General features: G+C 60.8%; 27 protein-coding genes and 1 tRNA gene. 6 read left to right on the top strand and 22 right to left on the bottom strand.

Annotated elements, in window-relative coordinates; genetic code table 11:
* Window positions 1-31: 31 nt before the first annotated feature.
* Entirely contained in the window at window positions 32-502 is a 471-nt protein-coding gene (locus I6E60_RS07305) for a hypothetical protein (RefSeq protein ID WP_307784417.1), read from the bottom strand.
* 67 nt (window positions 503-569) lie between these two features.
* Here I6E60_RS07305 and I6E60_RS07300 point away from each other — a divergent pair, with 67 nt between their 5' ends.
* Complete coding sequence (locus I6E60_RS07300) at window positions 570-1,391, top strand: UbiA family prenyltransferase (protein WP_231601155.1); 822 nt, start codon at window positions 570-572, stop codon at window positions 1,389-1,391.
* Between the two features lie 38 nt (window positions 1,392-1,429).
* On the opposite strand, the gene I6E60_RS07295 is transcribed toward I6E60_RS07300, so the two are convergent.
* The 3 genes from I6E60_RS07295 to I6E60_RS07285 are packed head-to-tail and all read right to left on the bottom strand — an operon-like array spanning window position 1,430 to window position 6,342.
* Complete coding sequence (locus tag I6E60_RS07295; RefSeq protein WP_197179517.1) at window positions 1,430-2,815, bottom strand: MFS transporter; 1,386 nt, start codon at window positions 2,813-2,815, stop codon at window positions 1,430-1,432.
* Between the two features lie 45 nt (window positions 2,816-2,860).
* The gene (locus I6E60_RS07290; RefSeq protein WP_197179515.1) at window positions 2,861-5,410 is read right to left on the bottom strand and encodes an RNA helicase; all 2,550 of its coding nucleotides are present in this window, start codon (window positions 5,408-5,410) and stop codon (window positions 2,861-2,863) included.
* A 38-nt stretch (window positions 5,411-5,448) separates the two neighbouring features.
* Complete coding sequence (locus I6E60_RS07285; RefSeq protein WP_197179514.1) at window positions 5,449-6,342, bottom strand: EamA family transporter; 894 nt, start codon at window positions 6,340-6,342, stop codon at window positions 5,449-5,451.
* Window positions 6,343-6,411: 69 nt separating this feature from the next.
* Between I6E60_RS07285 and I6E60_RS07280 the strand changes: the two genes are divergently transcribed.
* The 4 genes from I6E60_RS07280 (at window position 6,412) to I6E60_RS07265 (ending at window position 9,912) form a co-directional block, all read left to right on the top strand.
* Complete coding sequence (locus tag I6E60_RS07280) at window positions 6,412-7,890, top strand: SDR family oxidoreductase (RefSeq protein ID WP_197179512.1); 1,479 nt, start codon at window positions 6,412-6,414, stop codon at window positions 7,888-7,890.
* 5 nt (window positions 7,891-7,895) lie between these two features.
* Window positions 7,896-8,135, top strand: a complete 240-nt coding sequence (locus tag I6E60_RS07275) for a hypothetical protein (protein WP_197124313.1) — start codon at window positions 7,896-7,898, stop codon at window positions 8,133-8,135.
* 73 nt (window positions 8,136-8,208) lie between these two features.
* Window positions 8,209-8,703 (top strand): cation:proton antiporter regulatory subunit, encoded by a 495-nt coding sequence (locus tag I6E60_RS14655; protein ID WP_197124311.1) that lies wholly within the window; start codon window positions 8,209-8,211, stop codon window positions 8,701-8,703.
* A 9-nt stretch (window positions 8,704-8,712) separates the two neighbouring features.
* Window positions 8,713-9,912, top strand: a complete 1,200-nt coding sequence (locus I6E60_RS07265; RefSeq protein ID WP_197124309.1) for a cation:proton antiporter — start codon at window positions 8,713-8,715, stop codon at window positions 9,910-9,912.
* Between the two features lie 61 nt (window positions 9,913-9,973).
* Here I6E60_RS07265 and I6E60_RS07260 read toward each other — a convergent pair whose 3' ends face one another.
* From I6E60_RS07260 to rplU, 14 genes are all read right to left on the bottom strand, one after another.
* Window positions 9,974-11,371 (bottom strand): DUF2130 domain-containing protein, encoded by a 1,398-nt coding sequence (locus I6E60_RS07260; RefSeq protein WP_197180051.1) that lies wholly within the window; start codon window positions 11,369-11,371, stop codon window positions 9,974-9,976.
* A gap of 221 nt (window positions 11,372-11,592) precedes the next feature.
* Window positions 11,593-11,669: transfer RNA gene (locus tag I6E60_RS07255), tRNA-Ala, on the bottom strand.
* Between the two features lie 198 nt (window positions 11,670-11,867).
* Window positions 11,868-12,695, bottom strand: coding sequence for a MetQ/NlpA family ABC transporter substrate-binding protein (locus I6E60_RS07250; RefSeq protein ID WP_197179510.1), 828 nt, complete (start codon window positions 12,693-12,695; stop codon window positions 11,868-11,870).
* Between the two features lie 72 nt (window positions 12,696-12,767).
* Window positions 12,768-13,469 carry a methionine ABC transporter permease gene (locus I6E60_RS07245; RefSeq protein ID WP_197179508.1) on the bottom strand — a complete coding sequence of 234 codons (702 nt, stop codon included), beginning with the start codon at window positions 13,467-13,469 and terminating at the stop codon, window positions 12,768-12,770.
* Entirely contained in the window at window positions 13,466-14,455 is a 990-nt protein-coding gene (locus I6E60_RS07240; protein WP_197179506.1) for a methionine ABC transporter ATP-binding protein, read from the bottom strand. Before I6E60_RS07240 ends, I6E60_RS07245 begins: the two co-directional genes overlap by 4 nt.
* Before the next feature lie 119 nt (window positions 14,456-14,574).
* The gene (gene rsfS / locus I6E60_RS07235; protein ID WP_197154682.1) at window positions 14,575-14,967 is read right to left on the bottom strand and encodes a ribosome silencing factor; all 393 of its coding nucleotides are present in this window, start codon (window positions 14,965-14,967) and stop codon (window positions 14,575-14,577) included.
* A 42-nt stretch (window positions 14,968-15,009) separates the two neighbouring features.
* Window positions 15,010-16,806 (bottom strand): hypothetical protein, encoded by a 1,797-nt coding sequence (locus I6E60_RS07230; protein ID WP_197179499.1) that lies wholly within the window; start codon window positions 16,804-16,806, stop codon window positions 15,010-15,012.
* Complete coding sequence (nadD, locus tag I6E60_RS07225; protein ID WP_197124303.1) at window positions 16,803-17,408, bottom strand: nicotinate-nucleotide adenylyltransferase; 606 nt, start codon at window positions 17,406-17,408, stop codon at window positions 16,803-16,805. Before nadD ends, I6E60_RS07230 begins: the two co-directional genes overlap by 4 nt.
* Window positions 17,409-17,417: 9 nt before the next feature.
* Window positions 17,418-17,612 carry a hypothetical protein gene (locus I6E60_RS07220; RefSeq protein WP_197105876.1) on the bottom strand — a complete coding sequence of 65 codons (195 nt, stop codon included), beginning with the start codon at window positions 17,610-17,612 and terminating at the stop codon, window positions 17,418-17,420.
* Window positions 17,613-17,642: 30 nt separating this feature from the next.
* Window positions 17,643-18,911 carry a glutamate-5-semialdehyde dehydrogenase gene (locus I6E60_RS07215; RefSeq protein ID WP_197179497.1) on the bottom strand — a complete coding sequence of 423 codons (1,269 nt, stop codon included), beginning with the start codon at window positions 18,909-18,911 and terminating at the stop codon, window positions 17,643-17,645.
* Between the two features lie 39 nt (window positions 18,912-18,950).
* The gene (gene proB / locus I6E60_RS07210) at window positions 18,951-19,748 is read right to left on the bottom strand and encodes a glutamate 5-kinase (RefSeq protein WP_307841793.1); all 798 of its coding nucleotides are present in this window, start codon (window positions 19,746-19,748) and stop codon (window positions 18,951-18,953) included.
* The gene (obgE, locus tag I6E60_RS07205) at window positions 19,741-21,285 is read right to left on the bottom strand and encodes a GTPase ObgE (RefSeq protein WP_197179495.1); all 1,545 of its coding nucleotides are present in this window, start codon (window positions 21,283-21,285) and stop codon (window positions 19,741-19,743) included. Before obgE ends, proB begins: the two co-directional genes overlap by 8 nt.
* Window positions 21,286-21,416: 131 nt before the next feature.
* Window positions 21,417-21,668, bottom strand: coding sequence for a 50S ribosomal protein L27 (rpmA, locus tag I6E60_RS07200; RefSeq protein ID WP_197105879.1), 252 nt, complete (start codon window positions 21,666-21,668; stop codon window positions 21,417-21,419).
* Window positions 21,669-21,699: 31 nt separating this feature from the next.
* A complete protein-coding gene (gene rplU / locus I6E60_RS07195; RefSeq protein WP_009772527.1) occupies window positions 21,700-22,008 on the bottom strand; it encodes a 50S ribosomal protein L21 in 309 nt (102 codons plus the stop codon).
* A gap of 315 nt (window positions 22,009-22,323) precedes the next feature.
* On the opposite strand from rplU, the gene I6E60_RS07190 reads away from it, so the two are divergent.
* Window positions 22,324-22,596: a DUF4031 domain-containing protein gene (locus I6E60_RS07190; RefSeq protein WP_197124297.1), complete on the top strand. Its 273-nt coding sequence runs from the start codon at window positions 22,324-22,326 to the stop codon at window positions 22,594-22,596.
* 43 nt (window positions 22,597-22,639) lie between these two features.
* Here I6E60_RS07190 and I6E60_RS07185 read toward each other — a convergent pair whose 3' ends face one another.
* The 4 genes from I6E60_RS07185 to I6E60_RS07170 are packed head-to-tail and all read right to left on the bottom strand — an operon-like array spanning window position 22,640 to window position 26,136.
* Complete coding sequence (locus I6E60_RS07185) at window positions 22,640-23,041, bottom strand: ACT domain-containing protein (RefSeq protein WP_197179493.1); 402 nt, start codon at window positions 23,039-23,041, stop codon at window positions 22,640-22,642.
* A gap of 9 nt (window positions 23,042-23,050) precedes the next feature.
* The gene (locus tag I6E60_RS07180) at window positions 23,051-24,454 is read right to left on the bottom strand and encodes an Ig-like domain-containing protein (protein ID WP_307841792.1); all 1,404 of its coding nucleotides are present in this window, start codon (window positions 24,452-24,454) and stop codon (window positions 23,051-23,053) included.
* A complete protein-coding gene (locus tag I6E60_RS07175) occupies window positions 24,435-25,184 on the bottom strand; it encodes a TIGR03943 family protein (RefSeq protein ID WP_197179491.1) in 750 nt (249 codons plus the stop codon). The genes I6E60_RS07180 and I6E60_RS07175 overlap by 20 nt, the downstream gene beginning before the upstream one ends.
* On the bottom strand, window positions 25,174-26,136 hold the full coding sequence (locus I6E60_RS07170; RefSeq protein WP_197125222.1) for a permease: 963 nt from the start codon (window positions 26,134-26,136) through the stop codon (window positions 25,174-25,176). Before I6E60_RS07170 ends, I6E60_RS07175 begins: the two co-directional genes overlap by 11 nt.
* Between the last annotated feature and the right edge of the window lie 55 nt (window positions 26,137-26,191).

Here is a 26,191-nt window from a genome sequence, read left to right as displayed (position 1 = left end):
TGCGATGGTACCCGGGATCAGAAAATCGGGGTTAAGAAAGCCACGTGAGGGAGGCAAAGTCTTCGGCAGTCAGACCAAACTCTTCTGTGGCGTGCGCGACCGTCGTGCGCACGTCAGGAACTTCAACGTCTTTGCGCGTAATGATGTCGATTCCCGAAGGCGTGAGCCGGGAACGCGAGAACCGCAAGACAACCGTGTCGAAGGCATCATCAGCCCCCACAACCTGCCAGCGGCTCGTCAGCACTTTGAGCCAGCCCTGACCGCGCCACACAAACTCGTCTCCCTGGAGGCGGTCTGTGCCCACGATGGTCTTGGTTTCGCCCGCGCGAGTGGTGTAGCTCACCGTGTCGGCAAGCGTGAGCTCATCGCCCTCTGCAGGCTCATAAGTGAACTCAGGATTGTGACGGGTGCCATCGAGCCACATCGGAAAATTGGTCGCGGCAATCGCCCACGTACCTGGCAGCTTGGCGGCAAGCACCGAAGCATCAAAAACATCACTCACAGAATCAACATAGGTCACAATGTCTGTGAGTAAGCATCACGACTCTGCCAAACGCTACTCTTGCCTCATGTTGCGTGCCCTTGCCCGGTCCACCCACCCGGGACCAACCGTTGCGGTGACGCTCATCGCGTGCGCGTTAGCGTGGGGTGCCGGCCTTGACGGATGGCGCGTGGCTGTAATGACCGTCACGATCTTGTCTAACCAACTCTCCGTTGGCCTCTCGAACGACTGGCTTGATGCGGCACGGGATCGCCGGACGGGACGCACCGATAAGCCGATCGCGAGCGGCGAAGTATCGTCACAACTCGTGGCGACCATCGCGATCATCGCGGCCGCAACATCCGTCGGGCTGTCGTTGACGCTTGGCCCCCTTGCGGCTCTGGCTCATGGGGTGTTTCTCGCGAGCGGCTGGCTTTACAACCTCGGGCTCAAATCAACCATCGCCTCCGTCGTGCCGTACATCATCGGTTTCGGCGCACTGCCCGCCATCGTGACTCTCTCTGGCCAGCCGCCACAACTCGCCGCAGCGTGGGTAATTGTCGCCGGTGCCCTTCTCGGTGTTGCCGCTCACTTCAGCAATGTGCTGCCCGATCTTGACGACGACCGAGAGACCGGGGTGCGAGGGTTGCCACACTACCTTGGCTCTGCTGCATCCGGAGTCGTTATTGCCGTCAGCCTTGTCGCAGCGTCTCTCGCTATCGTGTTCGGTCCTGGCACCCCGCCCACGGCGGTCGGCCTCCTGGGCGCCGCCGTGATACTCGCGATTGCGATGGTGAGCCTGACGCTTATCATCCGCAACGTTATGAAGCGGATGCTGTTTCGGCTCAGCATCGTCGCCGCGCTGATCAGCGTGGTGCTTTTGCTGCTCTCAGCGCCGCAACTCCGCTAACACGCGCCTCGCGCTCCGCTCGGGTGGGCGAAGCCAGCTCAGGCCAGCGGCGGAGAAGCATCCGGAATGGGAGTCTCCGTCGGAGCAGGATTGCGGATGCCTAGGAACGACACCAGCGCCCCGGCGAACAGCAGCGATGCCATCACGATGACAACCCGGTGAAAGTTTTCGGGGGCAAGCGGCCCCACGACGATCACACCGACGAGGGCGACGGTGATGAGCCCGGCGATGCGGGACACGGCATTGTTGACGGCAGAACCGATGCCCGCCTGTTCCGCGGAGATCGCCCCCAAGATGGCTGACGTGAGTGGAGCAACGGTCATCGACATGCCCACGGCGAAGAGAAGCACGCCCGGCAAGACCTCGGTGAAGTAATTGACCGTCTCTCCCATACCCAGGAACGTGATGTAGCCGCTGGCGCCCAAGAGCGGCCCGAGCGTCATGAACCAGCGAGGCCCATACTGGCCACTCAACCGACCAAAGTACGAGGACAGCAGGATGATGCCGATCGACGACGGCAGAAACGCGAGCGCGGCAAAGGTCGCCGAATAGTTGGCCACCTCTTGCAGGTAGATCACGACGATGAAACCGCCAAGAGCGAGGCCGCCATAAATGAACATCGTGGCGATATTCCCCCAGCTGAAGTTGCGGTGGCGAAAGAGCTCGAGCGGCAACATGGGATGCGGAGCTTTGCCCTGCCACAACAGAAAAGCAACGAGGCTCAGGATGCCGACCGTGAACGGCACAAAGACCACAGGGCTGTCCCAGCCGAAATTTCCTTGCTCGATGAGGGCGAAGACGGGCCCGCCGAGACCCACGATTCCCAAAGCAGCACCGAGAAAGTCAATGCGGGTGTTCACTTTACGTTCGTCTTTGTGGCCGAGTAGCACGATCATCCACAGCGTCACAGCAATCGGAATCACATTGATGGCGAAGACGAGGCGCCAGCTCAGAAGGTCAACAAAGAGCCCACCAAGAACGGGGCCAACAAGAAATGCGGCACTCGTCCACGCGGTCCATTGGCCAATTGCGGCGGCTTGGGCTGCACCCCGGAATGACGACATGATGAGTGCCAACGAGCTCGGAACCAGCAGAGCTCCCGCGATTCCCTGAACCCCGCGGAACGCAATCAAAAATTCAGCGGTGGGCGCCACGGCGATCAACAGCGATGCGGCCCCGAAGCCAATGAGCCCGACGCGCAGAATCACAATGCGACCGAACACATCAGAGAGCGAACCAGCCAACAAAATCAGGGAACCGAGCGTAATGAGATACGCATCGACAACCCACTGCTGCGTGCTCAGCCCACCGCCCAACTCAGCACTGATCGCCGGAAGGGCAACGTTAATGACAGAGCCGTCGAGAAACGCTACAAAGGACGCGAGAATCGCGACAACGAGAACGAAACGCTGATTGCGGAGCATAGAAGAATTCAACACCGAACTGGGCGCGATTATGCCGAGCCACCGCTAATCAAGACGGGTGAATCCCGTCACGCGAACCACAGCAATACCCTCAACGGCAGATTCGGCGAGGTCAACCGTCGCAGTAATCGCCCAGTCGTGGTTGCCCGCGGGGTCTTCAATGATCTGACGCACATGCCATTGGCCTGGCTCCTCGGTGATGGCGATCATGGCGGGGCCGCGCGCGTCACCCGCCACAGAGATGGTGTCGTGCTCGTCGAAGTAGCGGTCGAGCGCCTCGCCCCATGCCTCCTCATCGAAGCCGGCTGCGGCATCCAACTCACCGAGTGCGACCGCATCGTCGCGGGCGGCGAGCTGCACTCGGCGGAACATTTCGTTACGCACAAGCACGCGGAAGGCCCGTCCATTGGTGACAACGGATGCCGGAGTTGGCGGCAGCACTGGCTCGCCGCTGGTAGCGGAGTCGACGCCGTTCGTCATGGCCTCCCACTCGTCGATGAGGCTCGAGTCGACCTGGCGCACCAGTTCGCCGAGCCACTCGATGAGGTCGAGAAGTTCGTCGGTTTTGGCATCATCCGGAATCGTTTGACGGGTCGCTCGGTAGGCATCGGAGAGATACCGCAGCACGAGACCTTCGCTGCGCGCAAGACCGTAGAAACCGACGAAGTCAGCGAAGGTCATGGCCCGCTCGTAGAGGTCGCGCACGACAGTTTTGGGGCTGAGTTCGAAATCGCCGATCCAGGGCTGGCTTGCGCTGTACATCTCAAAGGCGGCCGTAAGCAGTTCTTCAAGCGGCTTGGGCCAGGTGACCTCTTCGAGCAGTTCCATGCGCTGGTCGTACTCGATGCCTTCGGCCTTCATTGCTGCGACAGCCTCGCCGCGCGCCATGAACTGTTGCTGCGACAGAATCGGCCGCGGGTTATCGAGCGTCGCTTCAAGCACCGAGATCATGTCCAGCGCATACGTGGGTGATTCCTTGTCGAGCAGGTCGAAGGAGGCTACAGCAAACGGCGAGAGCGGCTGGTTGAGAGCGAAGTTCGCCTGCAGGTCAACGGTCAGTCGAATCTCAATGCGTTCGTCGAAGCTCTCGACCTCTTCGCCATCCACAATCATGGTGTCGGAGACGCGGTGTTCTTCGACAATCTCAGCGGTGCGCAGGGTGCGGTAGATCGCCAGCGCTTGCTTCGCCAGTTCACGTTGCTTGGTTCGGGGTTCGTGGTTGTCTTCTACAAGAGTGCGCACGTTGGTGAAGACGTCTCCCCCGCGGGCGATCACGTTGAGGATCATGGCGTGGTTCATGCGCATGTTGCTCGTGAGCTGTTCTGGCTCGGCGGCGATCATGCGGTTGAAACTCGCTTCGCTCCAGGTCACAAACCCGTCGGGAGCTTTCTTGCGCACGAGCTTGCGCAGCTTCTTGGGGTCGTCTCCCGCTTTGGCCACCATCTTGGCGTTGTCAGATTCGTGTTCGGGGGCTTGAGCAACCACCGTACCGGCGGTGTCAAAACCGGCACGACCCGCTCGGCCCGCGATCTGGTGGAATTCGCGAGCGGTGAGCTGGCGCATCCGCGTTCCGTCGTACTTCGTGAGCTGGGTGAGCAGAACGGTGCGGATGGGCACGTTAATGCCGACGCCCAAAGTGTCGGTTCCGCAAATGACGCGTAGCAGCCCGCGCTGGGCCAGTTGTTCGACGAGACGACGGTACTTAGGCAGCATGCCGGCGTGGTGCACGCCGATGCCTGAGCGGATGAGGCGTGACAGCGTCTTGCCGAACACTGTCGTGAAACGGAAGTCACCGATGGCATCAGCGATCTCGTCGCGTTGCTCGCGCGTCACTACCTTGAGGCTCGTCATCGCTTGGGCACGCTCCAACGCTGCGGCCTGCGAGAAATGGACAATGTAAATCGGGGTCTGGCCCGTCGAGAGAAGATCTTCGACCGTCTCGTGAATCGGCGTGAGCGCCCACGAGTAGTGCAGGGGAACAGGACGTTCCACACCGGTGATGAGGCTCGTCTCGCGGCCCGTGCGACGGCTGAGATCATCCGCCAACGGCTGCATGTCGCCGAGCGTGGCCGACATCAACACGAACTGCACGTTCGGCAGAATGAGCAGCGGCACCTGCCACGCCCAGCCGCGATCGGGGTCGGCGTAGAAGTGGAACTCGTCCATCACTACCTGGTCGACCCGGGCATCCGCCCCTTCACGAAGAGCAAGGTTGGCAAGAATCTCTGCCGTGCAGCAAATGATGGGCGCATCGGCGTTGACGGACGAGTCTCCCGTGACCATCCCGACGTTTTCGGCCCCGAATACCTCGACGAGGGCAAAAAACTTCTCGCTCACCAGCGCCTTGATCGGGGCTGTATAGAACGTGCGTTGGCCCTGGGCCAGCGCGATGGCGTGAGCGGCAATAGCCACGAGGGACTTGCCGGTGCCCGTGGGGGTCGAGAGGATCACGTTCGCGCCCGAGACGAGCTCGATGACAGCTTCATCCTGCGCAGGATAGAGAGTCAATCCGCGATCGGATGCCCACCCGACGAAAGCGTCATAGGTTGCGTCTGCGTCAAAGGGCGTCGGAAGCGCATCCAGAAGTGAGGCCATTGTTCCACCGTAGCCGGGTCAGCACCCCTCTGAGCACGCTAGCTGAGCGCGAGCATCACCGAAGCGACGAGGGCGAGCAGCATTCCGAGAAGCTGAATACGGCTGACCTTCTCGTGCAGTGTAAAGCGAGCGAGCACAATTGTGGCGAGCGGATACAAGCTCACGAGCACCGAAACAACCGCCAAGCTTCCCGCCTGGAGAGCGAAAAGAATGAACGCATTGGATGCCCCAACGAGCACACCACCGGCGGCGGCAAGAATGCGTGCCCGGCTCACACTCACGACGGGTCCGCCCTCGGGCTGGTGATCGAACTGGGCGAAGAAGTCGTGCAGCGGAGCACTCAGCCGGGTGAAAGCAAGCAGCAGGAGCATGACGGCAAGCCCAACCACAATCTCGACGACCGCGGTAGCGAGCCCCGCGGATTCCGGGGCATGGTCGAGAGCAATGAGGGCACCACCGAGGCTGACACCGGACACAATGCTGACCACGACGGTGCGGGGGCGAACCCGCGCAGCAGAATCTGATCGAGTGACCGACACCAACAGAGCGCTGACGAGCGCGAGCACAATGGCGATCCACGCTTGCGCTGGGAGTTGCTCGCCCGCAATAACCGCAAACGCGACCGGAACCACCGCGCCCACGACCGCAATCAAAGGCGCGACCAAGCTCATCGGGCCATCCGCAAGGGCAGCGTAGAAGGTGAGCAACCCCACGATGGCGGCCACGCCGGAGACGCCGCCCCAGAGCAGGGCACCCGGTTCGAAACGCACGGGAACAAAGAGCATCGCAATCAGGAGAGACACGGTCGCGAAGACGTGGATGATCGTGGTCGCGGGTACGACCTGCAAGCGTCGAGTGCTCAAGCCTCCGAAGAAGTCTGAGACACCGTAAAACACGGAGCCGGCGAGGGCGAGCACGACGCTGAGGATCATTCCGCCAGCATACGGCTCGTACGCTCCCGTACGAGCCAAACGGGGCTTCCGGCGCGGGTAGAATCGGGTGTGCTTAATTCCAGCAATCTCCCTGAACATGACCCCGCCGTTGTGGATCCCGGTGAGCTTGAAACCACTCTCAAAGTGCTCAGCCAGATGGCAGGCATGGACGAGGAGCACCCCGACTTTGTGACAGTGCGCCGCGCTACCGCCGCCATGTTCAAGGCCGTCAAGAAAGAGCGCCGCCTCGAGAAACGCGCCGCCATCGCCGACGCCGACCGCGAAGTGATTGCGGCAACTGCCACAGGCGCTGCCGACCGCATCGACGACGAGACTCGCGGCATCCCGATTTCGACGAACACTGAAGCTCCGACGGCGGGCGAACTGATCAAGGCGCGCCCCTGCTACATCTGCAAGCAGCCCTATACGACCGTTGATTCGTTCTATCACCAGCTCTGCCCGAGCTGCGCGGCGTTCAATCACGCCAAGCGTGACGCCCGCACTGACCTCACTGGAAAGCGTGCGTTGCTCACGGGTGGTCGCGCCAAGATCGGCATGTACATCGCGTTGCGTTTGCTGCGGGATGGCGCGCACACCACCATCACGACCCGCTTTCCGCGGGATGCCGTTCGTCGCTTTTCGAGCCTGCCCGACTCGGCAGACTGGCTGCACCGCCTTCGCGTGGTCGGAATCGACCTCCGCGACCCCGCCCAGGTGATCGGGCTGGCCGAGTCCGTTGCGGCGCAGGGGCCGCTCGACATCCTCATCAACAATGCGACTCAGACGGTGCGCCGCTCCCCCGGTGCTTACCAGCCTCTCGTGGATGGTGAGCTTGCTCCGCTGCCCGATGGCCCGTTGCCCGAGCTCACGACCTTTGGCCACACCAACGACCCGCACCCGCAGGCCCTCGCGCAGTCGGTATCGGCGCATCCGATCTTGGCCGCCGCTGCCACGCGCGCCGAAGAACTGACCGAACAGGCCATGACAGCCGGCTCGAGTTCGCTCGAACGTCTCGCTGCGGGCACGGCGATTGATGCTGGCGGGCTCGTTCCCGATCTCGACTCAATCAACTCGTGGACCCAGCATGTCGATCAGGTTGATCCGCTCGAGATGTTGGAAGTTCAGCTCGCTAACACGACTGCTCCCTTTGTGCTGATCTCGATGCTGCGTCCTTCGATGGCCGCCTCGACTGCGCGACGCAAATACATTGTCAACGTGTCGGCAATGGAAGGCGTTTTCGGTCGCGGTTACAAGGGACCCGGGCATCCGCACACCAACATGGCCAAGGCTGCCGTGAACATGCTGACGCGCACCAGCTCTCGCGAAATGTTCGAGACCGACGGCATTCTCATGACGAGCGTTGACACCGGCTGGATTACGGATGAGCGCCCCCACCCCACCAAGGTGCGACTCGCAGAAGAGGGCTTTCATGCGCCGCTCGACCTCGTCGACGGTGCGGCTCGGGTCTATGACCCCATCGTGCGCGGCGAGGACGGCGAAGACCTGTTCGGCATCTTCTTGAAGGACTACGACAAGAGCTCATGGTGACCCCGATGGCTACCCCGGCAGAGTTTCTGAAGGCAACCGCGAGTGGAACCCGTGTGGTGGTGCGCCATCTCATCGAGGACGGACGGGCCACCGACGCCCTCGGCTACTTTCACCTGGCCGACGATACGCACTGTGTTGTTGCCACCAAGCGCGGATTAGAGACCATCGAGCTCGCGAAAGTTATCGCGGCCAAAGAAGTGCCGCCACCGCCAGCGCCACGCCCGCGGGCCGGGTCGCCCGAATAGTAGGGGATGCGCCCGAACAGGCGTAGGCTGCTCGCTGGACTATTGGCCACAATCGAATGGGTAAGTTGGAACCGTGGGCGTAAGAATCGAACGAATTGACCTTCCCGGGTTTGGCGTACGCAACGACGTCATCACGAACTCAGGATGCCGCGTCAGCGTGGTGTCGCTGCGCTCGGGTGAACGCGACCTCGCCTTCTTCAATGCGGATGACCCCGACTCCAACGCGGCGTCAATCTCGCTGAGCGATGATGAAGCCTCGGCCATCGCAGAAGTTCTCGGCTCGTCGCTTACGCTCAGCCGCCTGTCTGCGCTCGGAGAAAAAGCTGAAGGGCTCTTCACCGAGGAGATCTCGCTGCCCAATGGATCCGGCTTTGTCGGTCACCCCATGGGCGACATGAAAGCCCGCACCCGCACGAGTGCTTCTATCGTTGCCATCGTGCGTGGCAACGACGTCGTCGCCTCGCCCGGCCCCGAGGTAGTTTTCGAGTCGGGTGACGTCATTGTTGCTGTCGGCACGCGCCAGGGTCTTGACGCGCTCGGCAAGCTCATCAATAACGGCCCCAGCTAAGAGCCGCGTATGCATGAGACGACGCAGCTACTCATTGAGGTTGGCGCTCTCCTGCTCGTGCTCAGTGTGCTCGGCAGAGTTGCCGCACGCTTCGGGTTCTCAGCGATCCCTCTTTACTTGCTCGCCGGTCTCGCTGTCGGCGAGGGTGGGCTTCTGCCCCTTCAGGCCAGCGAAGAATTCTTCGAGGTCGGTTCGCAAATCGGCGTGATCTTGCTGCTCGCTATGCTGGGGCTCGAGTACTCCGCTGACGAGCTCATGGCGAACCTCAAGACTTCACGGATGTCAGGGATTCTGGATGGCGTGTTCAATGCGCTTCCCGGCGCACTGTTTGCCATTCTGCTCGGGTGGGAACCCGCCGCAGTGGTGGCTCTCGCTGGAGTGACGTGGGTGTCGTCATCCGGCGTTATCGCCAAGGTCATTCGCGACCTCGGGCGACTCGGTAACCGCGAGACGCCAGTGATTTTGTCGATCCTGGTGATGGAAGACCTCGCCATGGCGTTCTATCTGCCGGTGCTGTCAGCCCTCGTGATCGGTGCCGGGCTGCTGCAGGGTTCTATTACCGTCGCGATTGCTGTTGCGGTTGTCGTCACCATTCTCTACGTGGCGCTGCGCCATGGTCGTGTCTTGTCGCGCCTGCTCCCCCAGAAGAACGCTGAAGCCTTGCTGCTCGGAGTAGTCGGGCTCACGATGCTCGTCGCGGGCCTTGCAGAGGCTGTGAATGTCTCAGCGGCCGTAGGAGCGTTCCTCGTCGGCATCGCCATTTCGGGGCCCGTAGCGCATCAGTCGGCCCAACTCATCACTCCCCTGCGCGACCTCTTCGCTGCCGTCTTCTTCGTCTTCTTCGGCATCTCGACCTCGCCCGCCGACATCATTCCGGTGCTGCTGCCCGCCTTCGCCCTCGCTGTGCTCACCATCGGCACCAAAACGTACTCCGGATACCGCGCCGCAAAACACGCTGGTATCGCGGCCCCTGGTCGTTGGCGCACGGGCTTGGCCCTCACGCCCCGAGGCGAGTTCTCCATCGTCATTGCTGGCCTCGCCGTCGGTGCCGGCATCGAGCCGATGCTCGCGCCACTGGCAACCGCCTACGTGCTCATGACGATCATCGCCGGCCCGCTGCTGGCTCGTGTGCCCGACACCGCGTGGTTCAAGGCGCGCGTGCGCAAGCCCGCGTCGGCGCCGCCGACGACGCCGATCGCTACGCGCTAGCGGCCCGGCAGCTCAGCCACGGATCGAAGAGCAGGGGCGACACCGTGAGGCCGCTCGAACGTTAGTCGTCGCTCTTGTTCAGGTCGGAAAACTTCTCGGCCATCGTCGGGTTACCGCGCGTCAGCTTCTTGATCGTCACGTCTTGAGCCTTGTCGTTGGCGAGGCGCAGGTTGCGGTTGGTGCCGAGCAGCGCATCCTTGGTTTTCTGCAGGTGGTCGATCGACTTGTCGATCTCGTCGATCGCCGTCTGGAATTTGCGAGACGCCAAGTCAAAGTTGCGCGCGAAACCTGACTTGAACGAGTCGAGTTCCTCTTCAAAGTTCGTCACATCGATGCTCTGCGCCTTCACGAGCGCGAGCTCGTTCTTGTAGGTGAGCGAGTTGAGCGCCGCGTTGCGGAGCACCGTAATGATGGGGATGAAGAACTGGGGGCGCACGACGTACATTTTCGGATACCGGTGGGAGACATCCACGATCCCGGAGTTGTACAGCTCGCTGTCTGGTTCGAGCAACGATACCAACACCGCGTATTCGCAGCCCTTTTCGTTCCGGTCTTTGTCGAGCTCTTTCAAGAAGTCTTCGTTGCGCTTCTTGGTGGCTGTCGTGTCAGCTTCGTTCTTCATTTCGAACATGATCGAGACGATCTCGGTGCCCGACTCATCCGCTTCTTTGAAGATGTAGTCGCCCTTGCTGCCGCTGCGAGCGTCGTTGTCTTTCTCGAAGTAAGCGCGCGGAAACGCGGTGGCGCGAATCTGATTGAACGTGGTTTCGCAATGAATTTCGAGCGTCTCGCCGATCATCTTCGTCGAGAGCCGCGCCTTCATGTCACGTAGTCGCTCAATCGCGTCATCGCGATCTTTGAGCTGCGTCTCGTACTTGTCTTTCATCGAGGTCTCGGCGAGCTTCTTCTCCAGCTCTACGCGCTCAAGAGTGCCCTTGAGACCATCGCGCTCCTTCTCCACGGCCCCCACCGCTGCGGAGAGCGCCAGCTGCTGCTCTGAGCCTGCGGCCTGCAACTTCGACTTCAGCGCTTGGATCTCGGCTTCTTTCTCTGCGGTGGCTGCTTGCAACTCGCTCACACGCTTCGCTTCAGCCAGCTCGGCGGCAGACTCCCTCTCACGCTTGGCTTTCTCGAGTTCGTTAGCCAGGGCATCACGCTCGGTTTGCACAGCACTCAGAGCCTCCGACACTGCCAGCTTCTGGGCAACAGCACCGGACTCCAGCTGCGCCTTCAGCTCCTGAATGGCGGCATCCTTCTTCGATGCTTCGGCCTGCAGCTCCCGCGCGATCTTCGCCTCGGCAAGCGCTATCTCGGCCTTCTTGGTGGCCTCGGCCGACTCAAGCCGCTCGTGAAGCTCACTCTCGAACTCACGGTCACGAATCTGCTTCACGATGTCGGCATAGCCCGCCTCATCGATCGTGAACGCTTTGCCACAGTGAGGGCAGGTAACTTCGTGCATCGGCGCGTCTTCCATTCAGCTCTACTGGGAGATGGATGCACGCCGGCTGCAGTTACTTCGCGCGGCGCACTCCAGATCGTTCTCGCTCAGGCTAATGGCTGCTCCGCGCCCGCGGGGGTTGCCGCACGGCGTTGGTGCACGGCGACCCCGGCCGGAGGAAATAAACGCTCCGAGGAACGGACACGAAAAAGCCCCGCAATCTTCACGATTGCGGGGCTAGATGGTGGATCCAAGGGGATTCGAACCCCTGACCCCCTGCATGCCATGCAGGTGCGCTACCGGGCTGCGCCATGGACCCATCTGTTTTGTTTCCTTTCGAAAACGCAACTTGTCAAGATTACTACACGCTTGGCGCATCCAGAACCATCTGAGCGATTCCCAGCCAATTGTCTCCGAAAATTATGGGGAAAGAGTAAGGGGCGGCCGACATCCCAATGGATGACGACCGCCCTTTCACAGCGACGTGCAGTTCACGCGGAGCGCGACAGCTTCGCGACTAGGAAACGGGGATAACGAGTCCGTTGTAGAAGTCGTTGATGTAAGCCTTCGTCTCGTCCGAGGTCAACAGCTCGTAGAGCTTGAGCACGCGAGGGTCGCTCTTCAGCTCATCGCGCGTGGCGAGGATGTTGTAGTACGAGCTCGAGGTGCCCTCGGTAACCAACTGCAGGTCACCCGAGAGGCCAGCAGCACCGGCGTAGTTGAAGTTCACGATCGCCGCATCCTGGTCATCGAGAGCGGACGGCAGGCTTGCTGCGTCAATCTCGATGAAGTTGTAGTCGTTGGGGTTGGCGGTGATGTCCGACACAGTCGACGGGGCGTCCGTGGTTTCGATGAGTCCGGCATCCGCCAGCAGCAGAAGTGCACGGCCCTCGTTGCTCGCGTCGTTAGGTAGCGCGATCTTGGCGCCATTAGGCAGGTCAGCGAGCTCGTCAACGGTCTTCGAGTACAGCGCCAGCGGCGGGAGGTAAACCTGGCCGACAACAGCGAGGTTGTCACCCGTGTTCTCGTTGTAGAGGTCGAGGAACGGTGCGTGCTGGAACAGGTTGACGTCGAGGCTGCCCTCGCTCAGTGCGGGGTTCGGCGTGGTGTAGTCGGTGAACTCAACGATGTCGAGTTCGAGGCCAGCAGCCTCAGCCTGTCCGCTGTCGATAACGAACTGAACGATTTCGCCCGCAGGCGTTGCCGTGGCACCGACAGTCAACGAGCCGAGCGTGCCATCAGTCGGTGCAGCTTCCTCAGCGGGAGCCGAGCATCCAGCCAAGGTAAGAGCGAGCACGCCAGCGGCGGCAACAGTCGAGAGCGAGAAGAACTTAGAGCGTGACATAACGAATCCTTTGGTGAAGGGCGAAACAGATGGGATAAAAGAGAACTACGTGGGGGTAAGCCGCCGACCGCGTCAGCGGTGAGACATTCGGTTGGCCAGGCGCGCGCCGACCACTTGAACGATCTGCACAATCGCCACCAACACGATGACGACCGCCACGATGTGGATGACGCTGTAGCGCTGGTGACCGTAGCGAATAGCAACATCACCCAGGCCTCCACCACCAATCGCGCCCACAATGGCGGAGTAGTTCACAATCGACACCACTGTCGTCGTAAAGCCACGGATGAGGCCAGGAACAGCCTCGGGAATGATGACCTTCGACACGAGTTGCCAGCGAGTGGCACCAAGCGAATGACCGGCTTCAACAAGACCCTCGTTTACTTCGCGCAACGAGATCTCGACGATGCGGGCGTAGAACGGGATCGCCGCCACGGTCAGCGGAACAATCGCGGCCGTGACACCAAACGCCGAGCCAAGCAGCAGCCGGGTGAACGGGATAAGCGCAATCATCAAGATGATGAACGGAATCGAGCGACCAAGGTTCACCACGGTTTGCGTAACCGCATTGATGATGCGGCCGGCCACGATGCTTCCGAACGGGCGTTCAAGGATGCCACCGCGGTCGGTGACCACGAGCAGCGTTCCTAGCGCCAACCCGATCACGAGCGTGATGATCATCGTGACGCCCACTTGGTAGAGGGTCTCCCCCGTTGCTTTCAGGAGCGTTTCGAACAGCTGCGACCAGAAGCCGGGAGCAGTGGAATCAATCATCGTCCGCTCCTCACAATCTCAACAACGAGCCCTTGAGCCCGCAAGTCGTTGATCGCTGCCGCGTTAGCGTCAGCAGTTCCCGGCAATTCGAGTCGTGTGCGACCGGATTGCGCGCCGCCAATCGTCTCGATGGCGGCCCCAACAAGACCCACGTCGATCTGGTGAGTGCGGGCCAGCTGAGACACCACAGGGCGGCCAGAAGACAACCCGACGAACGTGACGTCAATGACGGTGGAGTTGCCTTCTGGCAACTCCCCCAGCGGGAACAGTCCGCGAGCTAGCTGCGAGCCCGGCTGTGAGAGCAAGTCGACCAAGCGGCCCTGCTCGAGAATGCGGCCACCACTCATGAGCGCTGCCGAATCGCAGATGCTCTTGACGACATCCATCTCGTGGGTAATCAACAGGATTGTGAGCCCAAGCTCTTTGTTAATGCTGCGCAAAAGCTGCAGAATCGACTCAGTTGTTTCAGGATCGAGCGCGCTCGTTGCTTCATCGCTGAGCAACACCCGGGGGCGGGATGCCAACGCCCGGGCAATACCGACGCGCTGCTTTTGACCGCCCGAGAGCTGAGCCGGGTACTGCTGAGCTTTGTGCTCAAGGCCAACAAGTTCGAGGATCTCATTCGTGCGTGCGGTGCGCTGACGACGCTCTACGCCCACAATTTCAAGAGCGAGCTCAACGTTTCCGCGAACGGTACGGCTATCGAGCAGGTTGAACTGCTGAAATACCATGCCAATCTCGCGGCGGGCCTGAAGCAGTTCGCGGTCGCTCAGGGCGGTGAGTTCGCGGTCAGCGACGGTAACCGTTCCCGAGTCGGGACGCTCAAGAAGATTAACCGTGCGGATGAGCGTGCTCTTGCCCGCACCACTCTGGCCGATAACCCCGAAGATCTCGCCACTGGCGACGGAGAGAGTCACGTCGTCCAGGGCGCGAACTGGATTCGCGGCATCACCAAAGGTCTTGGTGACGGAAGAAAGCGTAATCATGAAACCCCAGTGGGAGAAGGTGACTGGTGAAGGTCACCCCGGGGTCGAACTGCCCGGCTAAAACAAGCAAACCAGCACGGCGCAACCCACACAAATTGGGTTACGAAGTGTGAAGTTTGTTACTCCGAATCAGACTCAACGTCTGTTGCCACAGGCGCGATGGTGATCGGGATGACGGGGCAGTCGCTCCAGAGGCGCTCGAGCGAGTAGTAGAGGCGGTCTTCTTCGTGGAAGATGTGCGCTACGACGTGGCCGAAGTCGAGCAGGATCCAGCGACCCTCAGCACGACCTTCGCGACGCAATGGCTTAGCGCCAGCGGCGATCATCTTCTCTTCGATCTCGGAGGCGATCGACTGCACGTTACGTTCGTTGCGACCGGTCGCGAGGAAGAAGATATCGGCGTAAGGCATGGGACCGGTGACGTCGAGAGCAACCATGTCGGTCGCCTGCTTGGCGTCGGCGGCATTCGCGACGATGGAAAGTAGCTCGTTGGCACGAGGAGAAGCAGTCACAGGATCCTTAATCGGAAAAAAGCTGAAGGCAAAGAGTTAAACCTACAACATGTTGAAGGCGAAGGCTGCCACGAGCAACCCAGCCACGACAACAGCCATCGACGCTGCTGAGATGAGCAGTACCGTCAAAGCACGCGTGCCCTTGGGTTTCTGCGTCTGCGTAACGGACTGGTTGGAGAAGGTGCTGACGGCCTTAACCGCGCGCACGGGCGCCGAATCAGTCGACACCATGTCGCTGTCGTTGAGATCCAGGAGAGAGTCAATGTCGCCCTTGTCGAAGCGGTCAGAAACTCCGCTTGCCGAGAGAGTGCTCGGGAGGTCGATTGAACCGGTAAGCATCGCTTCGCCACTCGAGGTCAGCGGACCACGGATGTCGGTAGCAAACGGAATCGCTGGCAAGACAAGAGCGTTCGTTGCGCTGCTTCCGCTGCCAATGGTGCGCGTGACGATCGCGTTGTTCGCCTCTTCGTCAGACTTTGTCTGGCTAGACCAGTGCCCGATCGAGATACCGGATGCCGCAATAACTGGTGCCGCAGCGGGAGCCGGTGACGCACTCGGTGCAGCGGGAGCCTGTGCAGCGGGAGCCGGAGCAACGGGTGCATTCGCAGGCTTCACGGCGGGAGCGGCAGCGACTTCGCCATCAAGGCGTTTACGCGCGAGCTCATCAAACTCTGCTCGCGCATTACTCAATGTGGTCTGAGCCGGAGCGGTGGGCGTCGACGACGCTTGCGGCTTCGTAGCCGCTGGCGCCGGGTCGAACCCGAGAAGGCCTTCAACGGTGGGGCGCGTCGACTGTTCAGGCTTTGTAGGCGCGGCAGCCATATCAGACTTCGCACCTTGTTCGGGCTTGGCCGCTGGAATCACCTTGGTGACAGGGTCAGCCGTAGTGCGCGCGCTCGGCACGGCAGCAACGTTAGGTGCAGGAAGATCTGCGAGCGGTGACCGCGGAGCTGCCGGAGCGGGCGCACCCGTGACAGAACCGTCGGGGTTAGCCAGTAATGATTCAAAAGCGCTGAGGGCATCCGTGGGAGCGGCCGCAGTAGCCGCAGCTTCGGGAACGACAGCCAGAGGGTCGACTAGAGCTGGCGGCTCGATGTAGGCCTGGGCTGCTGGCGTGAACGACAGTTCTTCGGCCGTTCTCGCAGGCTTCACCTGAGCCGCAGCGGATGCCGCCGCAGCAAGGTCAGCCAAGCTCGGACGAGCGGCAGGCGTTGAAGCCGGTGCCTGTGCAGGTGCAGGCGCAGTGGATGCTGCAGGCTGAGCAGGAGCAACTGGCGCGGCCGCCGCCGGAGCGACCTGAGCAGGCGCTGGCTGAGCAGGCGCTGGCTGAGCAGGCGCTGGCTGAGCAGGTGCGGCCTGAACGGGAGCGGCCGGAGCGGGCGCTGCCGGAGCAGCAGTTGTTTGACTGGCTGCTTCTTCGCGAGCACGCAGTTCGCGCAGCTCACGGCGCGTCAACTGGCTCACGTCAGTACCCGCATCCGATGCCGGAACGGCGGAAGCAGCAGGAACGGCGGAAGCAGCAGGAACGACGGGTGCCGGCGGCGCAACAGCAGAATTGCTCTGACCATTGACGTTGGGTGGCGGCGCAGTGAGATAGGCAGCGGCAGCGGTGGGCTGCGAAGCGGCAGGCGGCGCGACAGGAGCCTGAGCCGGGGTTGCCGGAGGCGTGGCGGGCGCACTGCGAGGTGCTTGGTTAACGTCAGAAGTGTGCGTGTCGTCGCTTTGCGACGGGAAGGTGGTGAATCCTTCTACTGTGGGCTGCTCGTCGGACGAGTGTGTGCGCTCACTCTGACGCGCCGCGCGTCGCGACTGCGGCGGCGGATCGTGAAAAGTGGTCATGAAATACTCCGATATAGGTGGTGCTTGGCGATGTACTGAACGACACCATCCGGAACCAGATACCAGACCGGGTAACCCCGACTGACCCTGTTTCGGCAATCGGTAGATGAGATCGCAAGCGCCGGCACTTCCAACGAGCTTACGCCTTGCTCAGGCAATCCACTAATGGTTAAGGCGTGTCCTGGCCGTGAAACTGCTATGAAATGGGCGAGTGTCCAGACCTCGTCAACGTCCTTCCATTCCATGATTTGAGCCACGGCATCCGCGCCCGTAATGAAGAAAAGGTCGGCGTCAGGATAGGTCTTGCGCATGTCGCGCAGGGTGTCGATTGTGTACGTCGCCCCTTCACGCTCAAGGTCAGCTCTGCTGACATCGAACCCGGGGTTGGCCGCGGTCGCAATGACCGTCATGAGGTAGCGGTGCTCCCCCGACGTTGCGGTGTCTTTCATCCACGGCTTGCCGGTGGGAACAAACACGACCTGATCGAGGTCGAACTGAAGCTGAGCTTCACTGGCCGCAACAAGGTGGCCATTGTGGATGGGATCGAAGGTTCCACCCATGATGCCGATGCGGGCGCGGCGCGGCGCCGTCTCGGCGGTCACAAAAAAGCCTTAGTGGCCTGCGCCGTGAGCGTCGCCAGCCTTCGCCGGCTTAGCTACGTGACGGTTCGCCACATCACGGAAGCTCCACGTGACAAAACCGAGGGTGGTCAACACGACCGCCGCAATGAGCGGGAAAGCAAGCGCGGGCAACACGAGAGGCGCAAGCTCTTCACTCGACGCAAGAACGTTCAGAAAAATCGACATCAGATCTCCATTCACAAAACCGATAACAGTCTAGCCGCGGACTTGACCGCTGCCGCGCACAACCCACTTGGTACTCGTAAGTTCCGGCAACCCCATGGGGCCTCGAGCGTGCAGTTTTTGGGTCGAGATGCCCACTTCAGCACCAAAACCGAACTCAGCACCATCGGTGAAGCGAGTGGAGGCGTTGACCATGACCACCGCGGAATCCACTTCTGCGAGGAAGCGATCCGCATTCGCGAGATCGTTCGTGATGATCGATTCCGTGTGCTTCGTGGAGTATGTGTCGATGTGTTCGATCGCAGCGTCGAGGTCGGCAACGACCCGCACAGCGACATCCAAACTCAAGTGCTCAACAGACCAAGCGTCGGCGTCAGCGATCTGTGCTGCGGGAAAGAGCTGCCGCGTGCGCTCATCCGCATGAATTGTGACGCCTGCCTCGGCCAATCGCGCCAGCACCGCAGGAATCAGTCGTTCAGCGGCGGCCTCGTGCACAAGGAGCGTCTCAAGCGCATTGCAGACGCTCGGTCGCTGAACCTTCGAGTTGTACACGATTTCAACGGCGGTGGTTTCGTCGGCGGACTCATCCAAGAAGATATGAACGATTCCTGCGCCAGTTTCAATCACGGGAACAGTCGACTCGGTGACGACGGTCTGGATGAGCTGGGCACTGCCACGAGGAATGAGCACGTCAACAAAACCACGGGCTTGCATGAGCGCCTTCGCCCCCTCGCGGCCAAACTCGTCGACCGTTTGCACGGATGCCGGATCAATCCCGACGCTCGACAACGCTGACTGAATTACGTCAACGAGCACACGGTTGGAGTCTTCAGCTGCTGAGCCTCCACGAAGGAGCACCGCGTTGCCGCTCTTGAGCGCGAGGGCAGCGATATCAATCGTGACATTGGGCCGAGCTTCGTAGATCGCCCCGATGACGCCAAATGGAACTCGGGTCTGCGCCACAGAAAGGCCATTGGGCAATACAGAGCCGCGCACTACGGTACCGACAGGATCAGCAAGCTCAACAATTTCGAGCACCGCGGCGGAAAGCTGGGCGATTCGTTCCGGAGTAAGCCGGAGGCGGTCTTGCAGCCCGACCGTCATCCCGGTGCTGCGACCACGCTCGAGGTCACGGCCGTTCGCTTCCACGATGCGGTCGGCGTGAGCAACCACACCGGCTGCAATAGCTTCGAGCGCGGCATTCTTCTGCACCGTTGTCACAGTGGCAAGAGTGCGCGATGCTGCGCGTGCGGCGCGAAGTTTGTCGTCAATAGAAAGCGCGGTTGCGGCTGAATCACCCATGATCAGAGTGTAGCGGCGCTCGGCGATGCCAATCGAACGTTACAGAGCGGCGGGATCGGCCTCGAACCAGGTTCCGATGGACGCCCCCGCCAGAGCGGCAGCGACGCTGCCTGTCTCGGCGAGCAATACCGGGATGCCAGCGGCCGCAGCATGCTTGGCAGCAGCGACCTTCGTTCCCGCGCCTCCGGTTCCGACTCCGGCCTCACCGATGTCGCCAAACGTGACATCGGTGAGGTCATTTGCAAAGGAGACAACATCTATGCGCTCAGCCCCTGGCTCAGAAGGCGGCTTGGTATAGAGCGCGTCGATATCGGAAAGCAACACGAGCACGTCAGCACGCACCAAAACAGAGACGAGGGCCGCAAGGCGGTCGTTGTCACCGAAGCGGATCTCGTGGGTGGCGACAGTGTCGTTCTCGTTCACAATGGGCAAGATTTTCAGCCCCAGCAATCGTTCGAGCGCGCGCTGAGCATTGCTGTGGTGGGTGGGGTTTTCCATGTCCCCCGCCGTCAACAAGATTTGCGCAGCGACGACGCCGTAGCGGTCGAAGCTCTCTTGGTAACGGTAGATGAGAACGTTTTGGCCCACGGCAGCCGCGGCTTGCTGAGTCGCGAGGTCGGTGGGGCGAGCATCCAATTTCAAGAAAGGGATGCCGGTAGCGATCGCGCCGGACGAGACAAGAATGACTTCAGAACCAGTGGCATGAGCTGACACGAGAGCATCAACTAGAGCACCGATCTGGCCCACGTTGGCACCGCTCACCGACGAAGAGCCGACTTTGACAACGATGCGGCGCGCACGAGGAATCTCGGCGCGCACGGTGGGCTTGTTAGTCACGATCCTCCGGCTCATCGTCACGCTGAATAGCGAAACCTTCATCGTCTTGCCACACGCCAGCTTCGCGCTCACCCTCAAGCTCTGCACGGGCAGCGGCCTTGGCATCCATACGCTCAAGGTAGTTGCGGCGACGGCTGCGGTTGGTCTCGCGAGGGTTGTCGTCGAGTCGCGGGTCAGTACCACGCGGCGCAACAATCAATTCTGCGGCAGACGACAATGTCGGCTCCCAGTCGAAGACAACACCTCCGCCTGCACCGATGATGACGGTAGAACCGGGAACGGCGCCAGCCTTGAAGAGGTCGTCTTCGACGCCGAGGCGTGCGAGGCGGTCGGCGAGGTAGCCCACCGCTTCTTCGTTAGCGAAGTCGGTCTGAGCAACCCAACGCTCAGGCTTCTCGCCCACCACGCGGTAGATGTTGCCGTAGGTGCCACCCTCGACCTTGACCGCGAAGTCTTTCGCGTTCACGGCGCGGGGACGCAAGACAATGCGTTCCTTGACGGGCTCAGAAATGCGGGCTTCGCGGTCAGCGAGCACGAGTGCTGCCAGCGCGAAGGAAAGTTCACGGAGCCCGTGACGCGAGACTGCCGAAACTTCAAAGACGCGGTAGCCACGCCCCTCAAGCTCAGTCTTGACCATGTCAGCGAGCTCATTGCCCTCAGGAACATCGACCTTGTTGAGAGCGATGATTTGTTCGCGCTCAAGGAGAGGCTTCTGCCCCTCGGGAACGGGATACGCCGCAAGCTCTCCGAGAATGACATCGAGGTCAGTGATCGGGTCGCGGCCGGGCTCCAACGTTGCACAGTCAAGGACGTGCAGCAGAGCAGTACAGCGCTCAACGTGGCGCAGGAACTCAAGGCCGAGCCCCTTGCCCTCGCTGGCACCTTCGATGAGACCGGGAACGTCAGCGATCGTGTACCGAACCTCACCAGACTCCACCACACCGAGGTTGGGGTGCAGAGTCGTAAAGGGGTAGTCAGCAATCTTGGGCTTAGCGGCGCTCATAGCGGCGATCAAGCTCGATTTGCCCGCAGAGGGGTAGCCCACGAGGGCAATATCAGCGACGGTCTTGAGTTCGAGATAAATATCCCCCTCGGAACCGGGCGTGCCGAGAAGTGCAAAACCGGGAGCCTTGCGCTTAGTGGATGACAGTGCGGCGTTGCCGAGTCCGCCCTGACCACCGGGAGCAACGATCAGTCGCATTCCCGGGGCATCCATGTCGATGAGTACTTCGCCTGAAGCATCACGGACGACGGTGCCAACCGGAACAGGAAGCAGCAGCTCTGCACCAGCGGTGCCAGCCTTGTGGTCACCCTGACCGGGCTGACCGTGCTGAGACTTGCGGTGAGGTGAGCGGTGGTAGTTGAGAAGTGTCGTTACCTGCGGGTCACTGACGAGAACGATGTCTCCACCGTCACCGCCCTTGCCACCGTCGGGGCCGGCGAGAGGCTTGAACTTCTCGCGCTTGACCGAAACACAACCATTGCCACCATGGCCTGCTACGAGATGAAGGGTTACCTGGTCGACGAACGATGCCACAATGGTTCCTCCTGTTCTCGTGAGCTAATGACTGGCCTGTAGTGCCATCTTAAATGGCGAGAGCGAGCCGAAGCTCGCTCTTCGCTGTAACGCGTGCCTGCAAGCAGGCTGCGTGGAAATGCCGCGGAAAGTTACGCGGAAACGATGTTGACGACCTTGCGGCCGCCCTTTGCGCCGAACTGAACTGCGCCCGGTGCGAGAGCGAACAGAGTGTCGTCGCCGCCACGGCCGACGTTAACGCCGGGGTGGAAGTGAGTGCCACGCTGGCGAACGATGATTTCGCCGGCGAGAACCTCTTGGCCGCCGAAGCGCTTTACGCCGAGGCGCTGAGCGTTGGAATCGCGGCCGTTACGGGTGGAGCTTGCGCCCTTTTTATGTGCCATCTGTCTAGAAGTCCTTTACGTCCGTCAGCAGTTACTTGATGCTGGTGATCTTGATACGGGTCAGTTCTTGACGGTGACCCTGGCGAACCTTGTAGCCGGTCTTGTTCTTGAACTTCTGGATAACGATCTTGGGACCGCGCTCATCGTTCAATACCTCGGCAACGACCTTGATCTTCTCAAGCGCCTTGGCGTCGTGAGTGATCTTGTCGCCGTCAACGAACAGAACTGGAGCGAGCTCAACATTGCCGTTCTTGTCGGCTGCGATGCGGTCGAGAACGACAATCGTGCCGACCTCTACCTTCTCCTGCCGCCCACCGGCGCGCACAACTGCGTAAACCACTTTTGACCCTTACTTAACGATTGAATAGCTAGAACTACTGAAGCTTGTGGCGAATTCTGCGGGCTTTGCCCAGCACACGCCAAGGATCAACAATACTCGACGTGGGCACTCCCGGTCAAACGACACGCTGCAGTAGCTTTCGACTGAATCAATCATGATCTTGACCCGACGAAAACGAGAACGTGTACACCAACATTGGTCACGATCTCAACGATCGGAACCACAACTCGGGTGCAGCAGAGTCCATAGTACGTTGCGAACGGGCATTGGGTCAAAACCTCCCCCCAGCGATTCGTCGTCAATTAGGCTCGCAGCATGACCGTGTTGATCGACCAGCCAATTTGGCCAGCCCATGACACGGTGTGGGCGCATATCGTCAGCGATGTGTCTCTCGAGGAATTACACGAGTTTGCGAGCAGGGCAGGCATCCCCCGCCGCGGATTTGACCTCGACCACTACGACGTCCCCGCCCGCATGTGGACTGAACTTGTCAGCCTCGGAGCGGAACCCGTTGGCGTGCGCGAGTTCGTGCGCAGACTCGAAGCGAGCGGGCTGCGCGTCGCTCAACGCGACCGCCCAGCGAAGTAGCCAACGCACGCCTGAGGCGCGCGTTGGGCAATGTGCAGCCTGACTAACGAGCGGACGCCTGCAGGCCGCGTAGCGCCGCCAGAGCGGCATCCGTGGATTCGACAGAAACGAAGATGTGGTCATGGTGATGGCCAGCGATCACATTGCAGCTGATCTGAACATCACCGAGCGCCTGCGCGAACGCCGCCGTGAGGCCAACGGCCTCGAGGGCAGACGTGACAGTGAGAGTGATCCACGACGAGCGGAACTCGTGGGCGATGCCCTGGCGCACAGCATCCGACTCGGTCATCACCACGGAAAGTCCCTCAGGCTCCTGCATCAATGCCACGATCGACGACGCATCAACCTCCGCAAGCGAATCCACCGTCGCGAAGACGAAGACGCCCTCATTGAGATGGGGCTCCATCGAAGCAAGCAACTCGTTGAGGTCAGAAATCGCTGTCATACAGCGAATCTAGCGCCACACGAGGCCGAAGCCTTCAACACTGCGCGTCACCGCTCCGGTCGCAATCTCCACCAGATAGGTCGTAACACTCTGTGGCCGTGGATTCATCACATACTCATCAGAGTCAAAGTTCGACACGTTGGGCTGCACTTCCACCGCTACAAACTGATTGTTCGGCGATACGTGGAAATCCAGAATCGCGCCCTTGTCATCGACCGTTTGGTACAGGATGCGCGAAAGTTCGCCATCGTCGTAGGCGAGCACACTGCTAAATGAACCACCGTCGGGGCTGACCAACACCATCTTGGCGACAAGGTTTCCCGCCGCATCCGCATCCGTTTGACCCAAGAATGGCTGCTCGCCATCGATGGGCGAGGGATTCAGGCGCACCTCTTCGCCGTCAACCAACGCGACTGACGCGCTGCCCCGCGCGTCAACGACGACCACGGTCGAACCGTCGGCAGACACTCGGTCAAACTCAAAGTAGCCACCAAGAGGAACGACCAAACCGGATGTCGTATCAACCCGCACCAGAGTGCTCTCCGTCGTGAGCGCCACAATCGTGGTGGTGCCAGGCACGAACTGCCAGCCCACAACGCGCATGGGCTCACCGTCCAAGCCAGTGACGGCGACGACATCTCGCCCCCGATTAACGTCCAGCGTGTACAACGTGTGCGAAACCGAGGGGATAGGACCAGGGTCGAGACTCGAAATGGTGAATCCGAGGAGCGAACTAGAGCGAGCGGCATCCAGATCGGCGACCTCGCCAACTTCGGGAAGCAACACCTGTTCGGTAACGCCCGTGTCAGGGTTCACCAGCGTGAGCGTACCCGTGCGGTCAGCGGCTGCGGTACTCACCGCGAACACATCGCCCACTGGAACAAATTCTTCAATGCCTTCGCCCGAGTACACAACAGTGCGCTCTTGCGAGCTCATCCCGGTCTCAACAATCTCGTCGTTCGGCTCGCCGCGGTCGAGATAGTAGAGCGTCGGCTCAGCAGTGGTGAACGAATAAGTCAGAGTCGACTCAGAGCCACCAGATGGGCTCACGACGCCCTCAACCGACACCGTGTATTCGGTGTTGTAGTCCAGCGCCTCCGCAAATTGCACAGAAATCAGATCGCCATCGCTCGACACCGTGGCAGCAACCGCCGGATCCACCGAGACTGCGCCGGCATCCACCGCTGCGAGAGTCTGGTTCGCAAAAAGACGCAACGTTTGATCTGACGACGACACCACCGCATCCGCATCGACTTGCGCGCTCGACAATTTGGGCCCTTGCAGGTAACCCAGTGCCAAGAAAACGCCGCAGAGGACAAGCAGAATGCCTACCGTCCACGCGAACGTGCGTCGGAACGAGCGGATGCTGTGCTCCCCCTCCGGAGGACGCGGACTAATAGAGATAGGGCTCACTCGGCCGCTCCACTACCGTCATAGTCTCCGGAACAAGCACGAGCGGCAGATCGCTACGCGAACTCGGGTTAACCTCAAACGAACCGGTGATCTCCAGCCACGCATCAACCTCAAAGTCGTTCGCCCAATCCGGGGCGTAGACGGCGAGACCCGTGGGTTGCGCGTCAACCGCGCAGCACGTGACCGTGAAGCGCGACAGATAGAAAATATTGGCAGGATCGTCTTCGCTGGCCGTGATGAAGCCCACGACATCCGCCGTCTTATTGGAATAGAAGCTCGGGTCGCTGGTCTGACGCAACAGCGATGACCAATCGACGACCGTGAAACTTGCGATTAATTCGTCGTCGGCGTTCTCGACCTCATCGGCGTTCTGACTATCGCTGCCCACCGTTGAGCCCACAATATCGCGCTGACTTGCCGTGGCACTCGACAGCGTTGTGGGGGGCACGAGCACCAGAGAGAGTGCGACAGCACCAGAAAGAAGCAGAGCTACTCCCCCGACAACCCGTGACCACCCGCGCGGAGCCACCGCTTCTTCGGTGTTAGCCGGACGGATCGCAAGGCTCAGCACGCCCATCACTAGCGCGAGAGCCGCCATCACGACCGTGAACACCACATAGCGGGGGTGAATGTAAAGAACGAGCTGCTGAGTCGCCCCGAGCCATACCGTGGCGCTCACGGCCACGAGAATCAGGATGACGCCCCACCAGCGTTGCAGGTTAGACCACATAGTTGATCACCAATCCGATAAAGGCACTCATCAGGGCGACAACAAGCGATAGCTGCAGCAGCACCTTGGCGGTAAAGGTAGTGCGCATAATGGCCAGCATCTTGATGTCGATGATCGGTCCGAACACGAGGAACGTCACGATCGAACCCGGCATGAACGTGCTCGCAAAGGGCAAAATAAAGAACGCATCGACACTGGAACAAACCGAGATCACGAACGCCAGCAACATCATCGCGAGAATCGACCAGAGCGGATTGCTGCCCAGTGTGACCAGCACATCTCGCGGAACCGCCACTTGGATTGCACCAGCGATTAGTGAGCCGATAAACACAGCGGGCATGAGCACGCTGGATTCGCGCATGAAGATGTCGAGGCTCTTCTCGGTGCGCGACTGACGAGGCCCGTGAGACCCCACTGCACACTGCTGAGCGAAACGACCAGTGAGCATGGCATTCGGCTGCGGGTGCAAGCTGAAGAGCCAGCCCACGATGTTGGCAATTGCAAGTCCACCAAGAATTCGCCCGACCAGAATGCCGTCCTCAAAGCCGAAAGCCTGATGGGTCGTCACAATCGTGATCGGATTAATGATCGGTGCCGCCAAGAGGAACGTCATCGACTCGGGCACCGAGAAGCCCTTGAGAATAAGCCCGCGAGCCAAGGGCACGTTGCCGCATTCGCACACCGGCAACGCAATACCGAAGAGCGAGATCGCTGCGCGTCTCAGCACCGGGGTCTTCGGCAGGTAGCGCATCAACAGGTCTTCTGGAATCCACGCCTGCACCACGATTGATAGCAAAACACCGAGGACCACGAATGGCAGCGATTCAATGATCACGCTGGTCGCCAGCGTTAAGAGGTCAGCGGTGAGACCCGGAACGCCGACAGCACCTAGCTCGCCAGTGAACGCTCGCAGAGCGAAGATCGCCCCGACGCCGATCGTTCCAATCGCCAGCCACAACAGACGGTTACGTGACCGGCGAGGTCGATGATCGTGCTGATGATCATGA

The sequence above is a fragment of the Salinibacterium sp. SWN167 genome, from assembly GCF_015864665.1.
GTDB lineage: Bacteria > Actinomycetota > Actinomycetes > Actinomycetales > Microbacteriaceae > Rhodoglobus.
This window is presented reverse-complemented; position numbering and strand designations above follow the sequence as displayed.